This window comes from Niallia sp. HCP3S3_B10 (genome assembly GCF_052064465.1).
GTDB classification, from domain to species: Bacteria; Bacillota; Bacilli; order Bacillales; family Cytobacillaceae; genus Niallia; species Niallia hominis.
The window spans coordinates 25,734-45,160 of sequence record NZ_JBQHVO010000023.1 but is presented as its reverse complement, the minus strand read 5'-3'; the positions used below and the strand labels follow the sequence as shown (position 1 = coordinate 45,160).

The 19,427-nt window shown below is 34.5% G+C and carries 19 protein-coding genes and 3 other annotated features; of the genes, 15 read left to right on the top strand and 4 right to left on the bottom strand.

Annotated features, from left to right (window positions below):
• Positions 1 to 96: 96 nt before the first annotated feature.
• From ACTNDN_RS11815 to ACTNDN_RS11770, 10 genes are all read left to right on the top strand, one after another.
• Positions 97 to 1,515, top strand: a complete 1,419-nt coding sequence (locus tag ACTNDN_RS11815) for a replication initiation and membrane attachment family protein (protein ID WP_441131278.1) — start codon at positions 97 to 99, stop codon at positions 1,513 to 1,515.
• 15 nt (positions 1,516 to 1,530) lie between these two features.
• Complete coding sequence (gene dnaI, locus ACTNDN_RS11810; protein WP_251629462.1) at positions 1,531 to 2,460, top strand: primosomal protein DnaI; 930 nt, start codon at positions 1,531 to 1,533, stop codon at positions 2,458 to 2,460.
• A gap of 44 nt (positions 2,461 to 2,504) precedes the next feature.
• Positions 2,505 to 2,813, top strand: a complete 309-nt coding sequence (locus ACTNDN_RS11805; protein ID WP_235247889.1) for a hypothetical protein — start codon at positions 2,505 to 2,507, stop codon at positions 2,811 to 2,813.
• Between the two features lie 193 nt (positions 2,814 to 3,006).
• Entirely contained in the window at positions 3,007 to 3,852 is an 846-nt protein-coding gene (gene ytxC, locus ACTNDN_RS11800) for a sporulation protein YtxC (RefSeq protein WP_251629464.1), read from the top strand.
• A 69-nt stretch (positions 3,853 to 3,921) separates the two neighbouring features.
• Positions 3,922 to 4,160: a binding site (T-box leader), on the top strand.
• A gap of 81 nt (positions 4,161 to 4,241) precedes the next feature.
• A complete protein-coding gene (gene thrS, locus ACTNDN_RS11795) occupies positions 4,242 to 6,179 on the top strand; it encodes a threonine--tRNA ligase (protein WP_031534826.1) in 1,938 nt (645 codons plus the stop codon).
• A gap of 296 nt (positions 6,180 to 6,475) precedes the next feature.
• Positions 6,476 to 6,613: a sequence feature (ribosomal protein L20 leader region), on the top strand.
• Between the two features lie 150 nt (positions 6,614 to 6,763).
• On the top strand, positions 6,764 to 7,267 hold the full coding sequence (gene infC, locus ACTNDN_RS11790; protein ID WP_016201804.1) for a translation initiation factor IF-3: 504 nt from the start codon (positions 6,764 to 6,766) through the stop codon (positions 7,265 to 7,267).
• Positions 7,268 to 7,282: 15 nt separating this feature from the next.
• The gene (gene rpmI, locus ACTNDN_RS11785; RefSeq protein WP_016201803.1) at positions 7,283 to 7,483 is read left to right on the top strand and encodes a 50S ribosomal protein L35; all 201 of its coding nucleotides are present in this window, start codon (positions 7,283 to 7,285) and stop codon (positions 7,481 to 7,483) included.
• 26 nt (positions 7,484 to 7,509) lie between these two features.
• On the top strand, positions 7,510 to 7,866 hold the full coding sequence (gene rplT / locus ACTNDN_RS11780) for a 50S ribosomal protein L20 (RefSeq protein ID WP_031534824.1): 357 nt from the start codon (positions 7,510 to 7,512) through the stop codon (positions 7,864 to 7,866).
• 74 nt (positions 7,867 to 7,940) lie between these two features.
• Entirely contained in the window at positions 7,941 to 8,207 is a 267-nt protein-coding gene (locus ACTNDN_RS11775) for a DUF1294 domain-containing protein (protein ID WP_235247887.1), read from the top strand.
• A gap of 68 nt (positions 8,208 to 8,275) precedes the next feature.
• Positions 8,276 to 8,851: a TVP38/TMEM64 family protein gene (locus tag ACTNDN_RS11770; RefSeq protein ID WP_031534820.1), complete on the top strand. Its 576-nt coding sequence runs from the start codon at positions 8,276 to 8,278 to the stop codon at positions 8,849 to 8,851.
• A 289-nt stretch (positions 8,852 to 9,140) separates the two neighbouring features.
• On the opposite strand, the gene ACTNDN_RS11765 is transcribed toward ACTNDN_RS11770, so the two are convergent.
• The gene (locus ACTNDN_RS11765; RefSeq protein ID WP_031534818.1) at positions 9,141 to 9,506 is read right to left on the bottom strand and encodes a hypothetical protein; all 366 of its coding nucleotides are present in this window, start codon (positions 9,504 to 9,506) and stop codon (positions 9,141 to 9,143) included.
• Positions 9,507 to 9,796: 290 nt separating this feature from the next.
• Between ACTNDN_RS11765 and ACTNDN_RS11760 the strand changes: the two genes are divergently transcribed.
• A complete protein-coding gene (locus ACTNDN_RS11760; protein ID WP_031534815.1) occupies positions 9,797 to 10,882 on the top strand; it encodes a M42 family metallopeptidase in 1,086 nt (361 codons plus the stop codon).
• 92 nt (positions 10,883 to 10,974) lie between these two features.
• Here ACTNDN_RS11760 and ACTNDN_RS11755 read toward each other — a convergent pair whose 3' ends face one another.
• Together ACTNDN_RS11755 and ACTNDN_RS11750 are read right to left on the bottom strand one after the other, a co-directional pair.
• Positions 10,975 to 12,087 (bottom strand): AI-2E family transporter, encoded by a 1,113-nt coding sequence (locus ACTNDN_RS11755; protein WP_441131277.1) that lies wholly within the window; start codon positions 12,085 to 12,087, stop codon positions 10,975 to 10,977.
• Positions 12,088 to 12,336: 249 nt separating this feature from the next.
• Positions 12,337 to 13,497, bottom strand: a complete 1,161-nt coding sequence (locus tag ACTNDN_RS11750; protein ID WP_441131276.1) for an ROK family protein — start codon at positions 13,495 to 13,497, stop codon at positions 12,337 to 12,339.
• A 278-nt stretch (positions 13,498 to 13,775) separates the two neighbouring features.
• Here ACTNDN_RS11750 and xylA point away from each other — a divergent pair, with 278 nt between their 5' ends.
• Both xylA and xylB read left to right on the top strand, forming a co-directional pair.
• Entirely contained in the window at positions 13,776 to 15,083 is a 1,308-nt protein-coding gene (gene xylA / locus ACTNDN_RS11745; RefSeq protein ID WP_031534809.1) for a xylose isomerase, read from the top strand.
• 192 nt (positions 15,084 to 15,275) lie between these two features.
• Complete coding sequence (gene xylB, locus ACTNDN_RS11740) at positions 15,276 to 16,775, top strand: xylulokinase (RefSeq protein WP_031534808.1); 1,500 nt, start codon at positions 15,276 to 15,278, stop codon at positions 16,773 to 16,775.
• Positions 16,776 to 16,826: 51 nt separating this feature from the next.
• Here xylB and sspI read toward each other — a convergent pair whose 3' ends face one another.
• Positions 16,827 to 17,033 carry a small acid-soluble spore protein SspI gene (gene sspI, locus ACTNDN_RS11735; RefSeq protein WP_031534806.1) on the bottom strand — a complete coding sequence of 69 codons (207 nt, stop codon included), beginning with the start codon at positions 17,031 to 17,033 and terminating at the stop codon, positions 16,827 to 16,829.
• 182 nt (positions 17,034 to 17,215) lie between these two features.
• Here sspI and ACTNDN_RS11730 point away from each other — a divergent pair, with 182 nt between their 5' ends.
• Together ACTNDN_RS11730 and pheS are read left to right on the top strand one after the other, a co-directional pair.
• Positions 17,216 to 17,962: a TrmH family RNA methyltransferase gene (locus tag ACTNDN_RS11730; protein ID WP_031534804.1), complete on the top strand. Its 747-nt coding sequence runs from the start codon at positions 17,216 to 17,218 to the stop codon at positions 17,960 to 17,962.
• 102 nt (positions 17,963 to 18,064) lie between these two features.
• Positions 18,065 to 18,315 (top strand) — a binding site (T-box leader).
• Positions 18,316 to 18,381: 66 nt separating this feature from the next.
• Complete coding sequence (pheS, locus tag ACTNDN_RS11725) at positions 18,382 to 19,422, top strand: phenylalanine--tRNA ligase subunit alpha (protein ID WP_031534802.1); 1,041 nt, start codon at positions 18,382 to 18,384, stop codon at positions 19,420 to 19,422.
• The last annotated feature ends 5 nt before the right edge of the window (positions 19,423 to 19,427 follow it).

Sequence of the window (19,427 nt, the reverse complement as noted above, 5' to 3'; positions counted from 1 at the left end):
TGGAAATGATTACTAAGGGAGCTGAAGATTTCTTTGGCTCTTTTTTGCCTTTCAACTCCTTTGATGGAAATAGAATGTAAGGAAGGGGGACTTAATATGTCTCAGCACTGGCAAGACCTACTTCCCGTCGACAGATATCGAGTAGCTGCGAATGGACTCTTAAGTGATTATGATCGAAAAACAATCACATTCTTGTATCAACCATTAATTGGGACACAGTGTTTAGCTTTATACATGACTTTATGGGCTGAAGTAGAAGAAAATCGCTTGTGGTCCATGACAAATACACATCATAGCTTAATGAATTTCATGAGCTGTGGTTTAAATGATATATATGAAGCAAGACTAAAGCTAGAGGGAATTGGTCTTTTAAAAACGTATTTAAAGAAGGAGGATGGCAATCGCTCGTTTATTTATGAATTGCAGCCACCTTTATCGCCAGCACAATATTTTCTCGACGGAATGTTAAATGTTTATTTATATCGAAAAATTGGAAAAGCACAATATAGCAGATTGAAGAAATTCTTTTCCGATGAAAAAATTGTTGATCCAAGTTTTCAGCTTGTAACAAAAGGTTTTCAAGAGGTATTTATGTCTGATCATGGAAGTGCTGTTCGGGCAATACATGAATTAGAGGATGAAGAAGAGACTGACCAAACCTATATTGGAAGAGAAGAGCAGACTGGAATTCAAATTACGAAGGTGGATTTTGATTTTGAACTACTCTATGCAGGAATACACGATTCTTTACTTTCGAAAAAAGCCTTTACCAAAAAGGTGAAGGAAGCGATACAAAATCTTGCCTTTATCTATGGAATTGACCCCATTCAAATGAAGAATATCGTTATCAGTGCAATTAATCAACAGGATGAGATTGATATGGAAGAATTAAGAATAGCTGCTCGTGATTGGTATCAATTTCAGCATAACGATTTGCTGCCAATGTTAGTTGACCGAAAACAGCCGCAGAAAGATTATTCGTCTATGGATGCACCAAAATCAAAAGAGGAAGAATTAATCTATTATTTAGATCATACTTCTCCTCGTGAAGTATTAAAAGATATTTCAGGAGGTGCTGAACCATCTAAAACGGATTTGCAAATAATCGAAGAAATTATGTTTTCACAAAAGCTCTTACCTGGAGTAATAAATGTGCTTATTCAATATGTTATGCTAAAAACAGATATGAAATTAACGAAAGGTTATATAGAAAAGATAGCTGGTCAATGGGTAAGAAAGAATATTCGTACGGTGAAGGATGCAATGGATTTAGCGAAAAAGGAACATAAGCAATATATGGAATGGGCGCAAGGTAAAAAAAATCAACAATCAAAGTCAACTCGTCGCAAAGCAATTCGTACAGAAAAAATTCCAGAATGGTTTGGACAACAAGATCAGGGGAATGAAGAAGCAAATAAAACAGCAGAACAGAATCAAGATAATGCAGCAAGCGACAAAGACTTGGAGCAGAAGAAAAGAGAGCTGGAAGAACGCATAAAAAAATTAAAAAAATAGGTGGTGAATCAAAGGGTGGAAAGGATTAATGATACGTTAAAGAAGTTTGGGGCAGGTAATAATTTTCAGGAACGTTACCGTGCGATGAAACAGGAAGTACTTGCACACCCTGATGTGAGGGCCTTTTTACGCGAGCATGAAGATGAGTTGACTTCCAATGCGGTAGATGTGGGAATGATGAAATTATATGAATATGCTAATCAAAGCAAGGCTTGTAATAAGTGCCCAAGCCTTCAAGGTTGTGTGAATATGATGCAGGGTTATCATCCGAGTCTAGTTGTTATCAGGGGGAATATTGAGATTCAATATGACCGCTGCCCAAGGAAGCTCCAAGAGGATAACCAAAAGAAAAAAGAAAAATTAATCCAAAGTTTATATGTGCCCAAGGACATTTTAGAAGCATCTTTTGACAGGCTGGACATAGAAGGAGAAAGAATGGAAGCGGTAGATGCAGCTATTCGATTTGTAGAGGAGTATAAACCTGGTCAAAGACAAAAGGGAATATACTTTTACGGTGAATTTGGAGTGGGTAAATCCTATATTTTAGGAGCCATTGCAAACGAACTTTCTCAAAAGCAAATTTCTTCTATGATCGTATATGTTCCTGAATTATTTAGGGAAATGAAAAGCTCGATTGCTAATAGTACATTAAATGACAAAATCGAAAGCATCAAAAGGGAGCCGATTTTAATGCTGGATGATATTGGTGCAGAAACAATGTCTAGTTGGATTCGAGACGAGGTATTAGGACCAATCTTACAGTTTAGGATGTTAGAGAATTTACCGACTTTATTTACATCTAATTTTGACTTTAGTGGACTAGAGCATCATCTTACCTACTCTCAAAGAGGAGAAGAGGAAAAGATGAAAGCAATGAGAGTAATGGAAAGAATTCGTTACTTATCTACACCGATTCATGTAAAAGGTAAAAATAAGCGGATATAAAAAATTTATACTAGATGTTTATAAGTGTAAGGAGTAGTGTTGAGTTGACGGAAATTTCGAATGCAGAAAAATTACTGGTAAAGCGTTATAATCAATTTCTTTTCTTTGTATCCATCACTATTTTGCTATTGTTAATCCCATTTTTTCTCTCGTTTTATAGCCCGGGAATTTATAAAATAATCTTGGCATTATTGGTATTTGGATTAACTTATACGTATGTTACAAAAAATAGAAGGTTACTTGCATACGTAAGAAATCTTTGCGAAAAACGATCCATTTCTTTACAAGTGATGTATATAAGATACATTATTGTGTATGTCATTATAGTAGGAGCAATCGTATTCTTTTTGTGAATTTGGATATTACGAACGAAGACAGACTAATTAAAAGTCTGTCTATTTTTTTAGAAAAGGCAATTCCTATATATTGTAAGCATATATTACGATAACGGACATACTCCGATGATTTTCCTTATTTTATAGTCTATTTTCTCTCTATCCCCCATATATATGGAATCGAGGACTTCTTTATAAAGGGGGGATACGGTTGATCGAAATTCAATTTCAATCTGAAAAAGATGCAAAGAAATTTTTGCGTTTAATGAATAAACAGGTAAAACCTGCTGAGTCGATTGAAAGAATAAGTGATGACAATAGTGGAAATGTCGTTAAAATAGATGGAAGCAGTCAGGTAGTGCAAAAATGCTTAACTGCTTTTATCTTGCATATTAAAACAGATGATTGGGCAAAAGAAATATTACAAAATCGTTATTTCTATATGGATGAATTAGAACAACGCAGTATATTAGAACTTCTTCATAGTTTAATAGAAGAAGAGCGTGAAGGACTAGCAAATATAACAAAAGATATAAATATAAAAGCATGTCTTGCAGAAAGTATGAATAATTTTATGGTGGAAACACATCATGCATTTTCTTTTGATTCATTTGTGACCTTTCGATTAAAGGCTTTTTTTGAAAAGCTACTAAAATACATAGAATTATCGATTGATGAGTACAAAATGGAACAAGAATATCAGGTGTTTATTCATAGCTTACGAAATTCCCTTTCTAAAAAAACTGCAAAAGTGAATCATATTCATGTTTTAGTTGACTTAGAAATCCAGTTTTTTGATACCGAATATCAAGAGATTCCCCAACAGGAATTAATGATGTTGTATGAGCAAAGAAGTTTAGCTTCTTCTCCCTATTATATTGACCCATATTCTTTAGGACCACTGCTGGCAATTGCTCCGAAAACAATCTATTTATATACTGAAGATAGGGAGTTGCCTATTGTGCGAACAATTTTAAACATTTTTGAAGAGAGAGTACAGCTTCTTGAAAAGGGTCATTTTTTCCTAAGAATAAACACTCAAAAAGAAATAAAATAAGATTTTTATCTCCCCTTGATTTTATGTTTAGAAAAGCATATAATAACGTACATAAATTAACTATAACTTATACATGTATTGATAAGGACAATAGTTTTCTTGTACGGTTTAAAGAGAGGGAAGGATGCTGGGAACTTCCTAACACGATGAGATTACTTACCACCTTTAAACTTCAGTCAGGAACAGGGAACCTAAGTAATGACTGGCGGTCTCAGCAGCCGTTATCTGTTTAAACTAAAGTCAGACAATGGATTGTCTGAGAATTAGGGTGGAACCACGTGTTTATATTTATAAAACTCGTCCCTTCGCATAGGGATGGGTTTTTTTGCGTTCAATCGGTTCTTATCGTACATGAAAAGCTTAATGGCGAGAATGAAGGAGGAAGTTTTATGTCAGATCTAATTAACATTACATTTCCAGATGGAGCGGTAAAGGAGTTTCCAGTAGGGACAACAACAGAAGATATTGCCGGTTCCATTAGCCCAGGGTTAAGAAAAAAAGCACTTGCAGGAAAAATAAATGGTTCATTATATGATTTGAAAAGACCAATTTTAGAAGATGCTTCTTTTGAAATTGTTACACCTGATAGCCCGGATGCACTAGAAATTTTGCGTCATAGCACTGCACACTTAATGGCACAAGCGATTAAACGTATCTATGGAAATGTAAAGCTTGGTGTAGGTCCAGTTATCGAAAATGGGTATTATTATGATATTGATTTAGAGCAATCATTAACACCAGAAGATTTACCGGCTATTGAAAAGGAAATGAAGAAAATAATCAATGAAAATCTGGAGATTGTTCGTAAAGAAGTAAGCAGAGCGGAAGCGATTGAGCTTTTTAAAGAAATGGATGACGAATATAAGCTAGAATTAATTGATGCAATCCCAGAAGATGAAACGGTAACACTTTATCAACAAGGTGAATTCGTTGATCTATGTCGTGGTGTACATGTTCCTTCAACTGGAAAACTAAAAGAGTTTAAATTACTAAATATTGCTGGGGCTTATTGGAGAGGAAATAGCGATAATAAAATGCTTCAGCGTATTTATGGAACTGCATTCTTTAAGAAGAATGAGTTAGAGGAGCACTTACGATTTTTAGAAGAGGCGAAGGAAAGAGATCATCGTAAAATTGGGAAAGAATTAGATTTATTTATGACTTCTCAAAAAGTGGGACAAGGCCTACCGCTATGGCTTCCAAAAGGTGCAACAATCAGACGCATTGTAGAGCGCTATATAGTAGACAAGGAAGAAAGATTAGGCTATAACCATGTATATACACCGATTATGGGTAGTGTAGACCTGTACAAGACCTCTGGTCACTGGGATCATTATCAAGAGGATATGTTCCCAGTAATGGAAATGGATAATGAACAGTTAGTGCTTCGTCCAATGAACTGTCCACATCATATGGTTGTTTATAAAAATGATATTCACAGCTATCGCGAATTGCCAATTCGTATCGCAGAGCTTGGAACAATGCATCGTTATGAAATGTCAGGTGCATTATCTGGATTACAGCGTGTTCGTGGAATGACATTAAATGATGCGCATATCTTTGTAAGACCAGACCAAATTAAAGATGAATTCAAACGTGTCGTAAACTTAGTATTAGAAGTATATAAAGATTTCGATATTACAGATTACTCATTCCGACTATCTTATCGTGATCCAGCAGATACTGAAAAATATTTTGATGACGATGAAATGTGGGATAAAGCACAAAGCATGCTGAAAGGGGCAATGGACGACCTAGGTCTAGATTATTTTGAAGCAGAAGGAGAAGCTGCATTCTATGGTCCTAAATTGGATGTGCAAGTGAAAACAGCTTTAGGAAAAGATGAGACATTATCTACTGTGCAATTGGACTTCTTATTGCCTGAGCGCTTTGATTTAACATATGTTGGGGAGGATGGAAAACAACATCGTCCAGTTGTTATCCATAGAGGAGTAGTATCTACAATGGAACGCTTTATTGCATTCCTTATCGAAGAATACAAAGGGGCATTCCCAACTTGGTTATCGCCAGTGCAAGTACAAGTGATTCCTGTATCACCTTCTGTACACTTTGACTATGCAAAAGAAGTACAAGAAAACTTACAAAGACACGGTATCCGTGTAGAGCTTGACGAACGTGATGAAAAAATCGGCTACAAAATCCGTGAGGCGCAAATGAAAAAAATCCCTTACATGCTAGTAGTCGGAGATAAAGAAGTAGAAGACAAAGCCGTAAATGTCCGCAAATACGGAGAACAAAAATCAGAAACAGTTTCTTATGTAGACTTCTTGGAAAAATTAACGCAAGAAGTAAAATTTTCTAACTAAGTTAGCATAGATTTTTATGAAGTAGCATTCTTATGACTTAGTTTTCATGGATCTTAGGATAAGGTTCAGAGGGAATGGACGTCTGCCAGAAAGCAAAAAACAAACGAACTTCTGTCGTTTTAAAGGTTGTAAAGTCCGAATTTCGTTCCATATTCCTAGCTTTTCTGAATTTATGCATAAAAAGTATTGCATTGAATCAATTATTTTGATAAAATTTTTCTCGTTGTGATATTTCTTTCGTTGACTTACAGTTATCATTTGTGATATAGTTACTAAGGTAAATTGAATACGAGTTTGAGGAAAAGAAGAAGCACCCGCTTCTCACCTGATTGACACAGATTCCAAGTAGTTAACAGGTATTACGTAAAACATTTTAGGTATTACTTTTGTTTCGTAAGTGTGGGTGAATTGTTCATCCACACTTTTTTATTTGGATGATAAAGATTACAAAGCCTACGATGTCAACTTGAGAGTCAAGTGTCAATTAGTATCTAAGCTAGAGAAGGTGACCTAGAATAGATTATTCTTGACCCGAACGTTGTATTCGTCATTAACCTTGGAGGTGTTTAACTATTAGCAAAGATATGATTTTAAATGAAGGCATTCGTGCAAGAGAAGTTCGTCTTATTGACCAAAATGGAGAACAGCTTGGGATTAAAACGAAATTTGAAGCTCTTGAAATTGCAACACGTGTAAATCTTGATGTTGTTCTTGTTGCTCCAAACGCAAAACCGCCAGTAGCTCGTATCATGGACTATGGTAAATACAAGTTTGAACAGCAAAAGAAAGAAAAAGAAGCACGTAAAAATCAAAAAATCATTAATATTAAAGAGGTTCGCCTTAGTCCAACTATAGATGAGCATGACTTTAATACAAAGCTTCGTAATGCTATTAAGTTCCTAGAAAAAGGCGATAAAGTAAAAGCATCCATTCGTTTTAAAGGACGTGCTATTACACATAAGGAAATCGGTCAACGAGTACTTGTTCGTTTTGCAGAAGCATGTGCAGAAGTTGCCACTGTGGAATCACATCCAAAAATGGACGGTCGAAGCATGTTCATGACTTTAGCGCCTAAAAACGACAAGTAAGAGGAGGAATACCAAATGCCAAAAATGAAAACTCACCGCGGAGCTGCTAAACGTTTCAAAAAGACAGGCTCTGGTAAATTAAAACGCTCAAAAGCTTATACTAGTCACTTATTTGCTAACAAATCTACTAAGCAAAAACGTAAACTTCGCAAAGCTGGATTAGTATCCAAAGGCGATTTCAAACGCATTCGTCATTTATTAGACAACATTAAGTAATTTTTTCAATATAGGAGGGAAATTATATGCCACGTGTTAAAGGCGGTACAGTTACACGCAAACGTCGTAAAAAAGTTCTTAAATTAGCTAAAGGTTATTATGGTTCAAAACATACATTATACAAAGTTGCAAACCAACAAGTAATGAAATCATTAATGTATGCATACAGAGATCGTCGTCAAAAGAAACGTGATTTCCGTAAATTATGGATTACTCGTATCAACGCAGCTGCTCGTATCAACGGTCTTTCTTATAGCCGTTTAATGCACGGATTGAAGTTAGCTGGTATTGAAGTAAACCGTAAAATGCTTGCTGAACTTGCTGTAAGTGATGAAAAAGCATTTGCTGAATTAGCTACAGTTGCAAAACAAAACTTAAAATAAGTTTATTAAAAAAAGGAGGTATTTGCTACCTTCTTTTTTTTATATTTTTTTCTTTGAAAGAAGGAGGAAGCAGGATGATGCCATTACTATCCATCTATTTAGTGTTAATCAATGTAACAGGCTATTTATTCATGATGATTGATAAAAAAAGAGCGATCAAGCATCAGTATCGCATAAGTGAGCGAACCCTTTGGACAATTGCTATTTTTTTCGGTGCTTTAGGGTTATACATAGGTATGAAAAATTTTCGGCATAAAACAAAGCATGCTACATTTAAATATGGTTTACCAGCACTAACATTACTAGAATTAGGGATTGTACTCTATTGGCTGAATGTTTAGGCATATTCTCTTGTCTTTTTCTATACACTTTAATAACAGCATGATTCTTTAGAGCAGAAGGTGATAAGATGGAAGAGCAGTTATCAGTCCTATTTGTAATGGTAGAAGTTAGTGGCATTTTAGCGCCAATTATATTTATTTTATTCCATACCCTACGGCAATTTTTGTTTATTCCTCCAATCTTAGTCTGTATTGCAGGAGGAGTTTTATTTGGAGTGACGCTTGGAACCATCTATTCTATTATAGGCTTAACAATTAATTGTCTCATTTTCTATACTGTCATTCATCGCTTGCCAAAGACACATCGGAAACTATCTAATTTAAAAAAAAGATGGTTTGGGGAGTATCGTAATTTGACACTTGGACAAATCACAGTATTGCGTTTAATACCAGTATTTCATTATCATTTACTAAATTTTTGCCTATTAGAGAAAAGAAAAAGTTTAAATGAATATGGAAAAAGCGCTTTTTTAAGCAATATACCTTTAGCGTTCTTTTATACTATTTTCGGTCAGTTTATTAGTCAATTTTCGTTAACAATGGTCGTCATTATTATGTTTGCATTAGCGATACTTGTTTATATTTTAAGGGAAAAAATTACGATTATTAAATGGAGAGAATTTTTTAAAGAAGCCCATGAGTAAAATACTTCATGTAAAAAAGTCTAGGACAAAACTAATTTGCTAATCTGTGAAGACGAACAATTTCTAATATAGCGATTTCACAAATAGCTGTTATCCAATATGAGTTATGAAAAATAATCAAATGAAAAACTAATTCGTTCCCATTCTGCTACAGACACAAAATGTGCTGCAGGGAACAACACCAACTTCACTGAAACGGTCTTTTATAAACTATAAAAACCCGACCAACCATATGGAACTTGATATGGTTGGTCGGGTTTTTCAATGAGCTGGAATACTGTCCGAACCTCTACGTATTTTTTTCTGCTTCTTTAAACCGTGTCCAATCAATTTTAGCCTTTGGGTATATAGACAATAGTGACTGTTCTATATAGGCTTTGTCTTGTTTTGACATCTTCGTATTATAAGGATTGGTAGGGAATAGTAAGATGTGATCAACTTCGTTTGCTACTGCGTATTTTTCCCCTTCGAGTAAATGCCCTTTATAGGTTAATAAGAGATTCATTCTTATATTATCCTTTTGATCGAGCAAATAAAAAGTTCTCCGCTTTTGCGCTAACTTCAATCGTTGTTGTGGATTCATTAAGAAAGAAAGGATTCGAAATAAACCATAAAGAAGAAATACGAGCAGAACAATTAACAAAAGCCATTTCATAAAAGAGCCTCCAGTAACTTAATTTTTCAGGATTAACTAATAGAATACGATTGATAATAGAAAAGGTTTCATTATTTTAGAAAAAATATTTTTTTAAAAGAAAAAAGATTAAATAAATAGAAACCAAGGTTTGATACATAATAAAAGCAAGGGTTCTTTCTATACCCATATAAGACGGGTAGTAAGCAACTATTGAGGGAAGATTCTTTTTATAAGTAATTAATACTTTGTACTATATCTATTTTCTAGTATAATAATGAAGAATATATTATATTAAGGGAGTCGAAATAATGTCCAAATTAGATGAAACATTAACGATGCTTAAAGATCTCACAGATGCAAAAGGCATCCCAGGCAATGAAAGAGAACCAAGAGAAGTAATGAAAAAGTACATAACAGAATATGCGGATGAAGTGACAACAGATAATTTAGGAAGCTTAATTGCTAAGAAAGTTGGTCAGGAAAATGGACCAAAAATTATGGTTGCAGGTCATCTGGATGAAGTTGGATTTATGGTAACTCGTATTGATGATAAAGGGTTTCTTTATTTTCAAACAGTAGGCGGTTGGTGGTCCCAAGTAATGCTAGCTCAAAGAGTAACGATTGTAACGAGTAAAGGCGAAATTACTGGAATTACAGGGTCTAAACCTCCACATGTATTAAGCCCAGAAGCAAGAAAAAAACCAATAGATATTAAGGATATCTTTATTGATATTGGTGCATCTTCTAAAGAAGAAGCAATGGAATGGGGAGTAAAACCAGGAGATATGATCGTTCCATATTTCGAATTTACAGTAATGAATAATGAAAAAATGTTGCTTGCAAAAGCATGGGATAATCGAATTGGTTGTGCAATTGCAATTGATGTATTAAAAAATTTAAAAGAAATCAATCATCCTAATATTGTATATGGTGTTGGAACAGTTCAAGAAGAGGTAGGTCTTCGTGGAGCGAAAACAGCAGCGAACTTAATTGAGCCGGATATTGGGTTCGGAGTTGATGTTGGAATAGCTGGAGATACACCGGGAGTTACAGAAAAAGAAGCACTAAGTAAAATGGGTAAGGGTCCACAAATCATCTTATATGATGCTTCAATGGTTTCCCATAAAGGGTTACGTGACCTTGTTACAGATACAGCGGATGAGCTAAACATTCCTTATCAATTTGATAGTGTGCCAGGAGGCGGGACAGACTCTGGCTCTATTCACTTAACACATAAAGGAGTTCCGACGTTATCGATCACAATCGCAACTCGCTATATTCATTCACATGCTGCAATGCTTCATCGTGATGATTATGAAAATGCAGTCAAATTAATTGTGGAAGTTATTAAGAGATTAGATCGTGAAACAGTTGATTCCTTGACATTTGCATAAACAGCTAAAATAAAAAAGGGAATTTGATCTTCAAAAATCAAATTCCCTTTTTCTTATTTCAAAGAAAATACTATAACTTATACCAAAATCTTTTACTCGATTGGAGGGATTTGGGTATTTAATATAGCTGCTTTCCGTGCTTTAAGGAGACGATTAATATTAACTACAATCGTTTTGACAGCAGCATAGGTCGGTACGGCAAGAATCATTCCTAAAATTCCTGCTAAATTTCCTGCTACTAATAACAAAATAATAATTGTTGCTGGATGGGTATCCAACCTTTTTCCTAGAATTAATGGAGATAGGATATTTCCTTCAATCTGTTGAGCAATGGTAATGACAATAATAACTAGGAACGCTTGTGTTGGCGATGTGAAAAGGGCGATTATAACAGCTGGTGCACCACCAATTAAAGGACCAACATATGGAATAATATTCGTAACAGCAACAATTAAGGCCATTACAAGTGCATAATCAAGCCCAATACTCAAATAGCCGATTAAAGATAAGGTTCCTACAAACAAAGCTACTATTACTTGTCCTTGAATATAGGCTGCAATTGTTTCACTTGTATCTTTAATAATTCTTAAACCTTCTTTTCGATAAGAAGAAGGGAAGAATTTTGATAATGCTTCAGGAAATTTGCTACCATCTTTAAAACAATAGAAAAGTAAAAATGGAACCGTTACAATAGTAATGGTGATATTCGTCATGGTACTGATAACTGTCCCAATTCCATTTGTTATATTGCTTGGAATAGTTTGAGCATAAGCCTTTAGGTTCTCCGTAATATCCTCAATTTTTACATATTCTTGGTTCATAATCCATTTATACTGTTTAGTATCATTTAAGTATTGGAAATAGTGAACTGCATCATCAGCATATTTAGGAATATTGCTAAATAATTCGCTAACCTGTTTACTAATCATCGGTACAACACTGCCAATTGCCAAAATAATAATTCCAATCACTGCAAGATAGAGAATAATAATTGCGAGTGTTTTCGGAATTTTATTTTTTTGCAAAAATTTAACGATTGGATTAAGTAAAAAATATAAGAAACCAGTAATTATAATTGGCACAAAAAGTGTGGAAAATAGCACTGCAACTGGTTTGAATAAAAACGTAATTTTTGTGCAGAGATAAATAATGGCAGTGATGATGAGGATCTGCAGTAACCAATAATGAAACTTCTTCTTTGTCAAAATTTTTCACCTTTTTCTTATTTTGTATAGCAAGTATAGCATATTCATTCAATTTCTTGTAAATATTGTATTATGTATTTTAAACGATTGTATCACACTTTACGTTCATAATGATATTACGAGATAAGGAGGAGAAAAGTTTCATTTATCCTAAGAAGATTTCCTTTAAAGTATAAGAAAAAATGATACAATCTGTTATTTTTAGAAACAAGATTGTATCACTCCATGAACCATACACAAAATGCTATGTTAATCTGTATTAATAATTTTCAGATGGGAAATATTTAAGAAATTACGAATGTTCAAAGCGGTAGCCCCAAATAAAGATGCCTTCGAACCTAAACTGGAATTTTCAATGACGATGTCTTTATTAAAGGAGCTTTGCAGATTATTGCTGATTAATGAAAGTATCTCAGGGATTCTTCGAATGACAGAACTGTTCATGAATATAACCTTTGGAGCAAAAAAAGTCATTATATTGTTTATGCCCTTCGATAAATTATAGCAATGTTCTTGAATAATTTCTTGAACAAGGGGGTCTTTAGCAAAATATAGCTCAGCTAATAAATCAGGATTGACATCTGTTAACTCTTTCTTTTCTTTGAACAGCTCTAGAAGAACTTTATCGGAGCAGTACTGCTCTAAGCAACCTTTATTCCCACAAGGACAAGCTTTGCCGTTTGGATAAAGCACAGAATGACCAACTTCACCAGCTCTTCCATCTAGTCCTGTAAATAATTGACCATCTATTATAATTCCAGCACCGATCCCACTGTGAATACTTAAACTGATTAAGTTATTAAATTCAGTAGAAAAAGTAGACTCTCCTATTGCTGTTAAATTTGCTTCGTTTTCAATATGGATAGGATACTGGTATAGCTTCGTTAATTCCTCATAAAGTTCCATTTTGTCTAAATCATAATATGGTGTAAATGAGATAGTATTTTCATTTACAATACCATGAATCGCAATTCCAATTCCGATAATACCATAGGTTGTCAGATGGCTTATTTTTTGATATTTTTCAATTATATTTGAAACATGTGCAATGACATTTTCTTTTGTAATAAATATACCTCTTTCTTTATTGTAAAAGACAACTTCTCCATCTAGGTATGTGACCATTGTGGAAATGAAGTCATAGCCAAGCTCGATAGCGATTGAAAGACCTGCTTTATTATTTAGTTGTAAAAGAATTGGTTTTCTTCCTCCAGAATGACTACTCTCACCAATTCCAATTTCTTCAATAAGTTTATCCTCAAGTAATTTCTTTGTTATATCAGATACAGTTGCTTTATTTAAACCAATATTAGATGAAAGACTTGCTCGAGAAATGGGAGCATGTTGAACAATTTGCTCCATGACAAGAGAAGCATTTTGCTCTCTAATTACATATTTATCTGTGACCATTATTTTCCTCCAAACTAATTAATCCCCTTATAACGATGCTCATATTGTTAGGTTACCATACTAATTAAAATACTTCTATTAAATTTATGGATAAAATAATAAAAATACTATTGTAAGCGCTTGACAAAAAATATAGTTAGATTTATGATTAATGCAGTTAGTATACTGAACTAACAAATTAAAAATGATTTAATAGAATAGAAAGAAGATGCTACTTTTAAAAAGTAAGTTAAAGCAAGAACAAAAATATCTTTTATAACAATTAGGAGGGAATTAACATGGAATTTTTTCCAATGATTAAAGAAGTCAAATATGAAGGACCAAAAACTGAAAATATTTTTGCTTACCGTCACTACAATCCAGAAGAAGTAGTTTTAGGAAAAACAATGAAAGAACATTTACGATTCAGCTTGGCATGGTGGCATACATTAACACAAGATGGATCAGATCCATTTGGTGCAGCTACTAATGTTCGTAACTGGTTTGGTGAAACACCAATGAAAACAGCAAAAAATAGAGTAGAAGCAGGCTTTGAATTAATGGAAAAAATGGGCTTTGAATTCTTTTGCTTCCATGATGTTGATATTGCTCCAGAAGGGGAAACATTACAAGAGTTCTTCGACAATTTAGATGTAATCACAGATTTGATTAAAGAGAAGATGGATCAAACAGGTATTAAATTACTTTGGAATACGGCTAATATGTTTACAAATCCTCGCTTTGTACATGGGGCTGCTTCATCATCAAATGCAGAAGTTTTTGCATATGCTGCAGCTCAGGTGAAAAAAGGGTTAGAAATCAGTAAAAAGCTTGGCGGCAAAAACTATGTATTCTGGGGTGGCCGTGAAGGATATGAATCTTTACTAAACACAGATTTACAACTTGAACAAGACAACATGGCTCGTTTTTTCCATATGGCAGTTGATTACGCAAAAGAATTAAATCATGAAGTTCAATTTTTAATTGAGCCAAAACCAATGGAGCCATCAAAACACCAATACGATTTTGACGCTGCGACTGCAATGGCTTTCTTACAAAAATACAATCTTGATAAACACTTTAAACTAAACTTAGAAGCAAACCATGCAACATTAGCAGGGCATACTTTTGAACATGAAATGGCAGTAGCTAGAAGCTATAATGCACTTGGATCTCTGGATGCGAACCAAGGGGATGTAATGCTTGGATGGGATACAGATGAATTCCCAACTAATATCTATGATACAACTCTAGCAATGTATCAAGTGCTAGAAAACGGAGGAATTGCTCCTGGTGGTATTAACTTTGATGCGAAAGTACGCCGTTCTTCTTTCTCTATGGAAGATTTAGTGCTAGCACACATTGCTGGTATGGATACCTTTGCACGCGGATTAAAATCAGCTGCAAAACTAAAAGAAGATCGTTTCTTCGACAAAGAAATTGAACGTAGATATATGAGCTATACAACTGGAATTGGTAAGTCCATTGTAGAAGGTAAAGAAGATTTGAAAACATTAACAGAATATGCATTACAACATGATCAAATTGAAAATGAGCCAAATCATCTAGAATTCTTAAAATCTCGTTTGAACGATTATTTAGTATAATATAAATATAATAATTTGGTATAACACCATAAAGGGGTGTCTCAGGTAGAAGGAATTGGCATCACAAGTTTATTAGTAGGAGCTAATTGAAAATAATCTACTATTTATACTTGTGGAGGTCTAAATCTCTATAAATGAGGCAGCCCTTTCTTTTATCATTTGTCACATGACTTAGGAAGGGAGAGCGTGAAAATGTCGTATGTAATAGGAATTGATTTAGGAACTAGTTCATTAAAAGGCTTGTTAGTTGATAAAGAAGGCAAGGTTCTTATAACAAAGAGCTCTGAATATGAGCTTCTGACTCCTCAGCCAAAATATAGTGAACAGAATCCAAATGTTTGGATCGAAGCATTGGATATTGTCTTAAAAGAAATAATTGCCGCATTTCCAGAAGCAGCATCAGAAACAGAGGGAATTAGTTTCTCTGGACAGATGCATAGCTTGGTTTTATTAGATGGAAATGGTAAACCATTAAGAAACGCAATTTTATGGAATGATGTGAGAACAAGCAAACAATGCCTGGAAATAATGGATAAAGCGGGACAAGAAGTTATTCAAATTACAAAAAACAAAGCGTTAGAAGGATTTACTTTACCTAAACTACTGTGGGTGAAGGAAAACGAGCCGACCATATGGGAAGAAGCAAAGCACTTTTTATTGCCAAAAGATTATTTAGGATTCTATTTAACTGGCAATAAGCAAATGGAGTATTCAGATGCTGCTGGCACCTTATTGCTAAATGTGGAAGAAAAGGTTTGGAGCGAATCTATTGCTGAATTATTTGATTTGCCACTATCTATTTTCCCTAAGCTTGTCGAGTCTTCTGACAAAATAGGCGTAATGAATAAACAACTTGCAGATAAGTATGGCTTTACAAATGAAATCGCTGTATTTTCTGGAGGTGCGGACAATGCTTGTGCAGCAGTTGGGGCAGGGATTGTGCAAGAAGGTATGGGATTAGCAAGTATCGGAACATCTGGCGTATTTCTTTCCTATGAGCAAGATGGGCAACAGGATTATGAAGGAAAAGTTCATTATTTCAATCATGCAATAAAAGACAGTTTTTATTCCATGGGTGTAACCTTATCTGCCGGATATAGCTTGAATTGGTTTAAAAATACTTTTGCTGCAGATAAACGCTATGATGAGCTTCTTTCTAATATGGGGAATGTGCCAATTGGTTCAGATGGTTTATTGTTTACGCCTTATATAATGGGAGAAAGAACACCATATACAGATAGTCAAATTAGAGGAAGTTTTATTGGCATGGATGCAAGGCATACATTAGATAACTTTGCACGTGCTGTTGTGGAGGGTATCACTTTTTCACTTAATGATAGTAAGATATTGATGGAGGAAAATGCAAATAAGCAATTTACACGCATTGTCTCTGTAGGTGGCGGAGCAAAAAACAGTAATTGGTTACAAATTCAAGCAGATATCTTTAATGCGCCAGTCGTTAATTTGACAGTCGAACAAGGACCGGGATTAGGAGCAGCGATGATTGCTGCTGTTGGATTAGGTTGGTTCCCAACGATGAATGAGTGTGTGGAGAAATTTGTTCATTATAAGGAAGAGTTTCAGCCAATTCCTGAAAATGTGAAGAAATATGAAAAGGTATATGAAATTTATAAAGGTGTATATGAAGCAACAAAAGAAACTGCACATAAATTACATGCGTTAAATGAGTAGTTTATTTTAAAATGCTAAACCAAAAAGAAGGAGAAATCTCCTTCTTTTTGGTTATTTTAGTCCATTTTCCAATGTCTGCAACATTTCAATTTTATCATCTTCAGAAGAATTTTTCCAAATTACTTCGAATAGAACGCCTAAACCAGGTAACATTTTCTCTTCCCCATTTTGAATAGCATCCACGATGGTGTCTTTTAATTCATCTTGAGAATTTCCAGAAACATTGTGGATTATTGCATTTCGTAAATTTAAATTCATAATAAGCACCCTTCTTTCCATTGTTATCTATCAACACCATTTCAATTGGAAATGATATTAGATAGACGTTTTGTAGAACACATCTATTTTTATCATTTCACTAATGCCGTTTATTATGTATTTTATTTAAGCTATAATAGAGGACATAGAGATCATCTGGTGATTATGAAGGAGAATAGTAAGTGAAACACATACTTTCAGTAAAAAATCCACAAATTAAAGAATGGAAAAAAAGATTAACAAAAAAGGAAAGAGATAAAACGGGAACGTTTTTGGTGGAAGGCTTTCACCTTGTGGAAGAAGCATTCAAAGCAGATGCCATCATCGATTTGATTATTTCTGAAGATATAGATGTACCTGCTTGGAATTATAGAGATATACCGATAACAATTGTTACGAAAGAAATCATTAAAGAGCTTTCAGATACAGAAACACCACAAGGCATTCTTGCACTCTGCAAACAGCAAAGTCATCAAGAAATACTATCCACTGCTCAAACCTTTATTGCGATTGATCAGGTTCAAGATCCTGGTAATATGGGAACCATTATCCGAACTGCAGATGCAGCAGGGATAGATGCTGTTATTATAGGAGAAGGAACTGTTGATATATACAATCCAAAAGTAGTTAGATCCGGTCAAGGCAGCCATTTTCACTTGCCAATCATAAAAACAAATATACCTGCATTTATAGAGGAATTGAAAGAAAGAAAGGTTCCCGTTTACGGTACTGCACTTGAAAATGGCAGAGATTACCGAGAAACAGTAAAAACAGACGAGTTTTGTTTGATTGTCGGGAATGAAGGCAATGGTGTAAGCAAAGAAGTTTTAAGTAAGACAGATACCAACTTGTATATCCCTATTTACGGAAAAAGTGAATCCTTAAATGTTGCTGTAGCAGCTGGGATTTTGATGTATTATTTTAAATAATCTGTTTTCCTAAATAAAGTTTTCGAAATGGTGGAATCTTAGGCTAAAAAGGCATTTGAAAACTGAATAGATATATATTATAATTAAAAACAAATTACATGAATAAAGACATTGATGGAGAAAAGTAATTGGTGATTTTTAATCAAGGGAGAAAATGCCGCAGACTGTAAGCATTTTTATTAAAAACATGAATGAAGTTCACCTCCTGAGTCGGCATCGGGACCATTTTTTCTTTTTAGAAATGATGTAAAGATGTACCGGTATAGACTACCGTTATCCAAATGAAGTGAACTTGTTTTATCATACATACAAGTTAATTAGGGTGGTACCGCGACAATAACCTCGTCCCTTTTTTGGGGATGGGTTTTTTTTATGCCAATTTTCATGCAAAATCAACCAATATATAAGGAGGAAAAGTGATGGAAGATAAATTAAAAGAACTGCAAGCTGAAGCACTATCACGCATTGAAAACAGTAATGATATGAAAGAACTAAATGAAATTCGTATCGCATATTTAGGTAAAAAAGGTCCAATTACAGAAGTGTTAAAAGGAATGGGAAAGCTATCTGCTGAAGAAAGACCAAAAATGGGTGCACTAGTAAACGTAATTCGTGACGATATTACTAGCCACATTGAAGCTAAACAAAAGGCTTTAGAAGAAGCAATTGTCCAAGAAAAAATTGCTTCTGAAACAATTGATATTACCTTACCAGGTCGTCCAGTTTCTGTAGGAAATCATCATCCGCTTACAAGAGTAGTGGAAGAAATTGAAGATCTCTTTATTGGTATGGGTTATACCGTGGAAGAAGGACCAGAAGTGGAAAATGATTACTATAATTTCGAAGCATTGAATCTTCCTAAAGATCACCCAGCGCGCGATATGCAAGATTCTTTCTATATAACAGAAGAAACATTACTTAGAACACAAACTTCTCCAATGCAAGCAAGAACGCTTGAGAAGCATAAAGGGAAAGGGCCAGTGAAAATTATTTGTCCTGGTAAAGTGTATCGCCGTGATAATGATGATGCGACACATTCCCATCAATTTATGCAGATTGAAGGACTTGTAGTAGACGAAAACATTCGAATGAGCGATTTAATTGGAACATTGGAAGTTTTTGCTAAAAAAATGTTTGGGGAAGATAGAGAAATCCGCTTGCGTCCAAGCTTTTTCCCATTCACAGAGCCTTCCGTTGAAGTAGATATCTCTTGCTTTATCTGTAAAGGTGCAGGCTGTAGTGTATGTAAAAAAACAGGCTGGATCGAAATTTTAGGAGCGGGAATGGTTCATCCAAATGTATTGGAAATGTCGGGGTTTGATTCAAAGAAATATTCTGGTTTTGCCTTTGGAATGGGTCCAGAGCGAATTGCGATGTTGAAATATGGAATTGATGATATTCGTCATTTCTACACAAACGATGTACGTTTCTTAAAACAATTTTCAGTACCGGAATATTAAGGGTG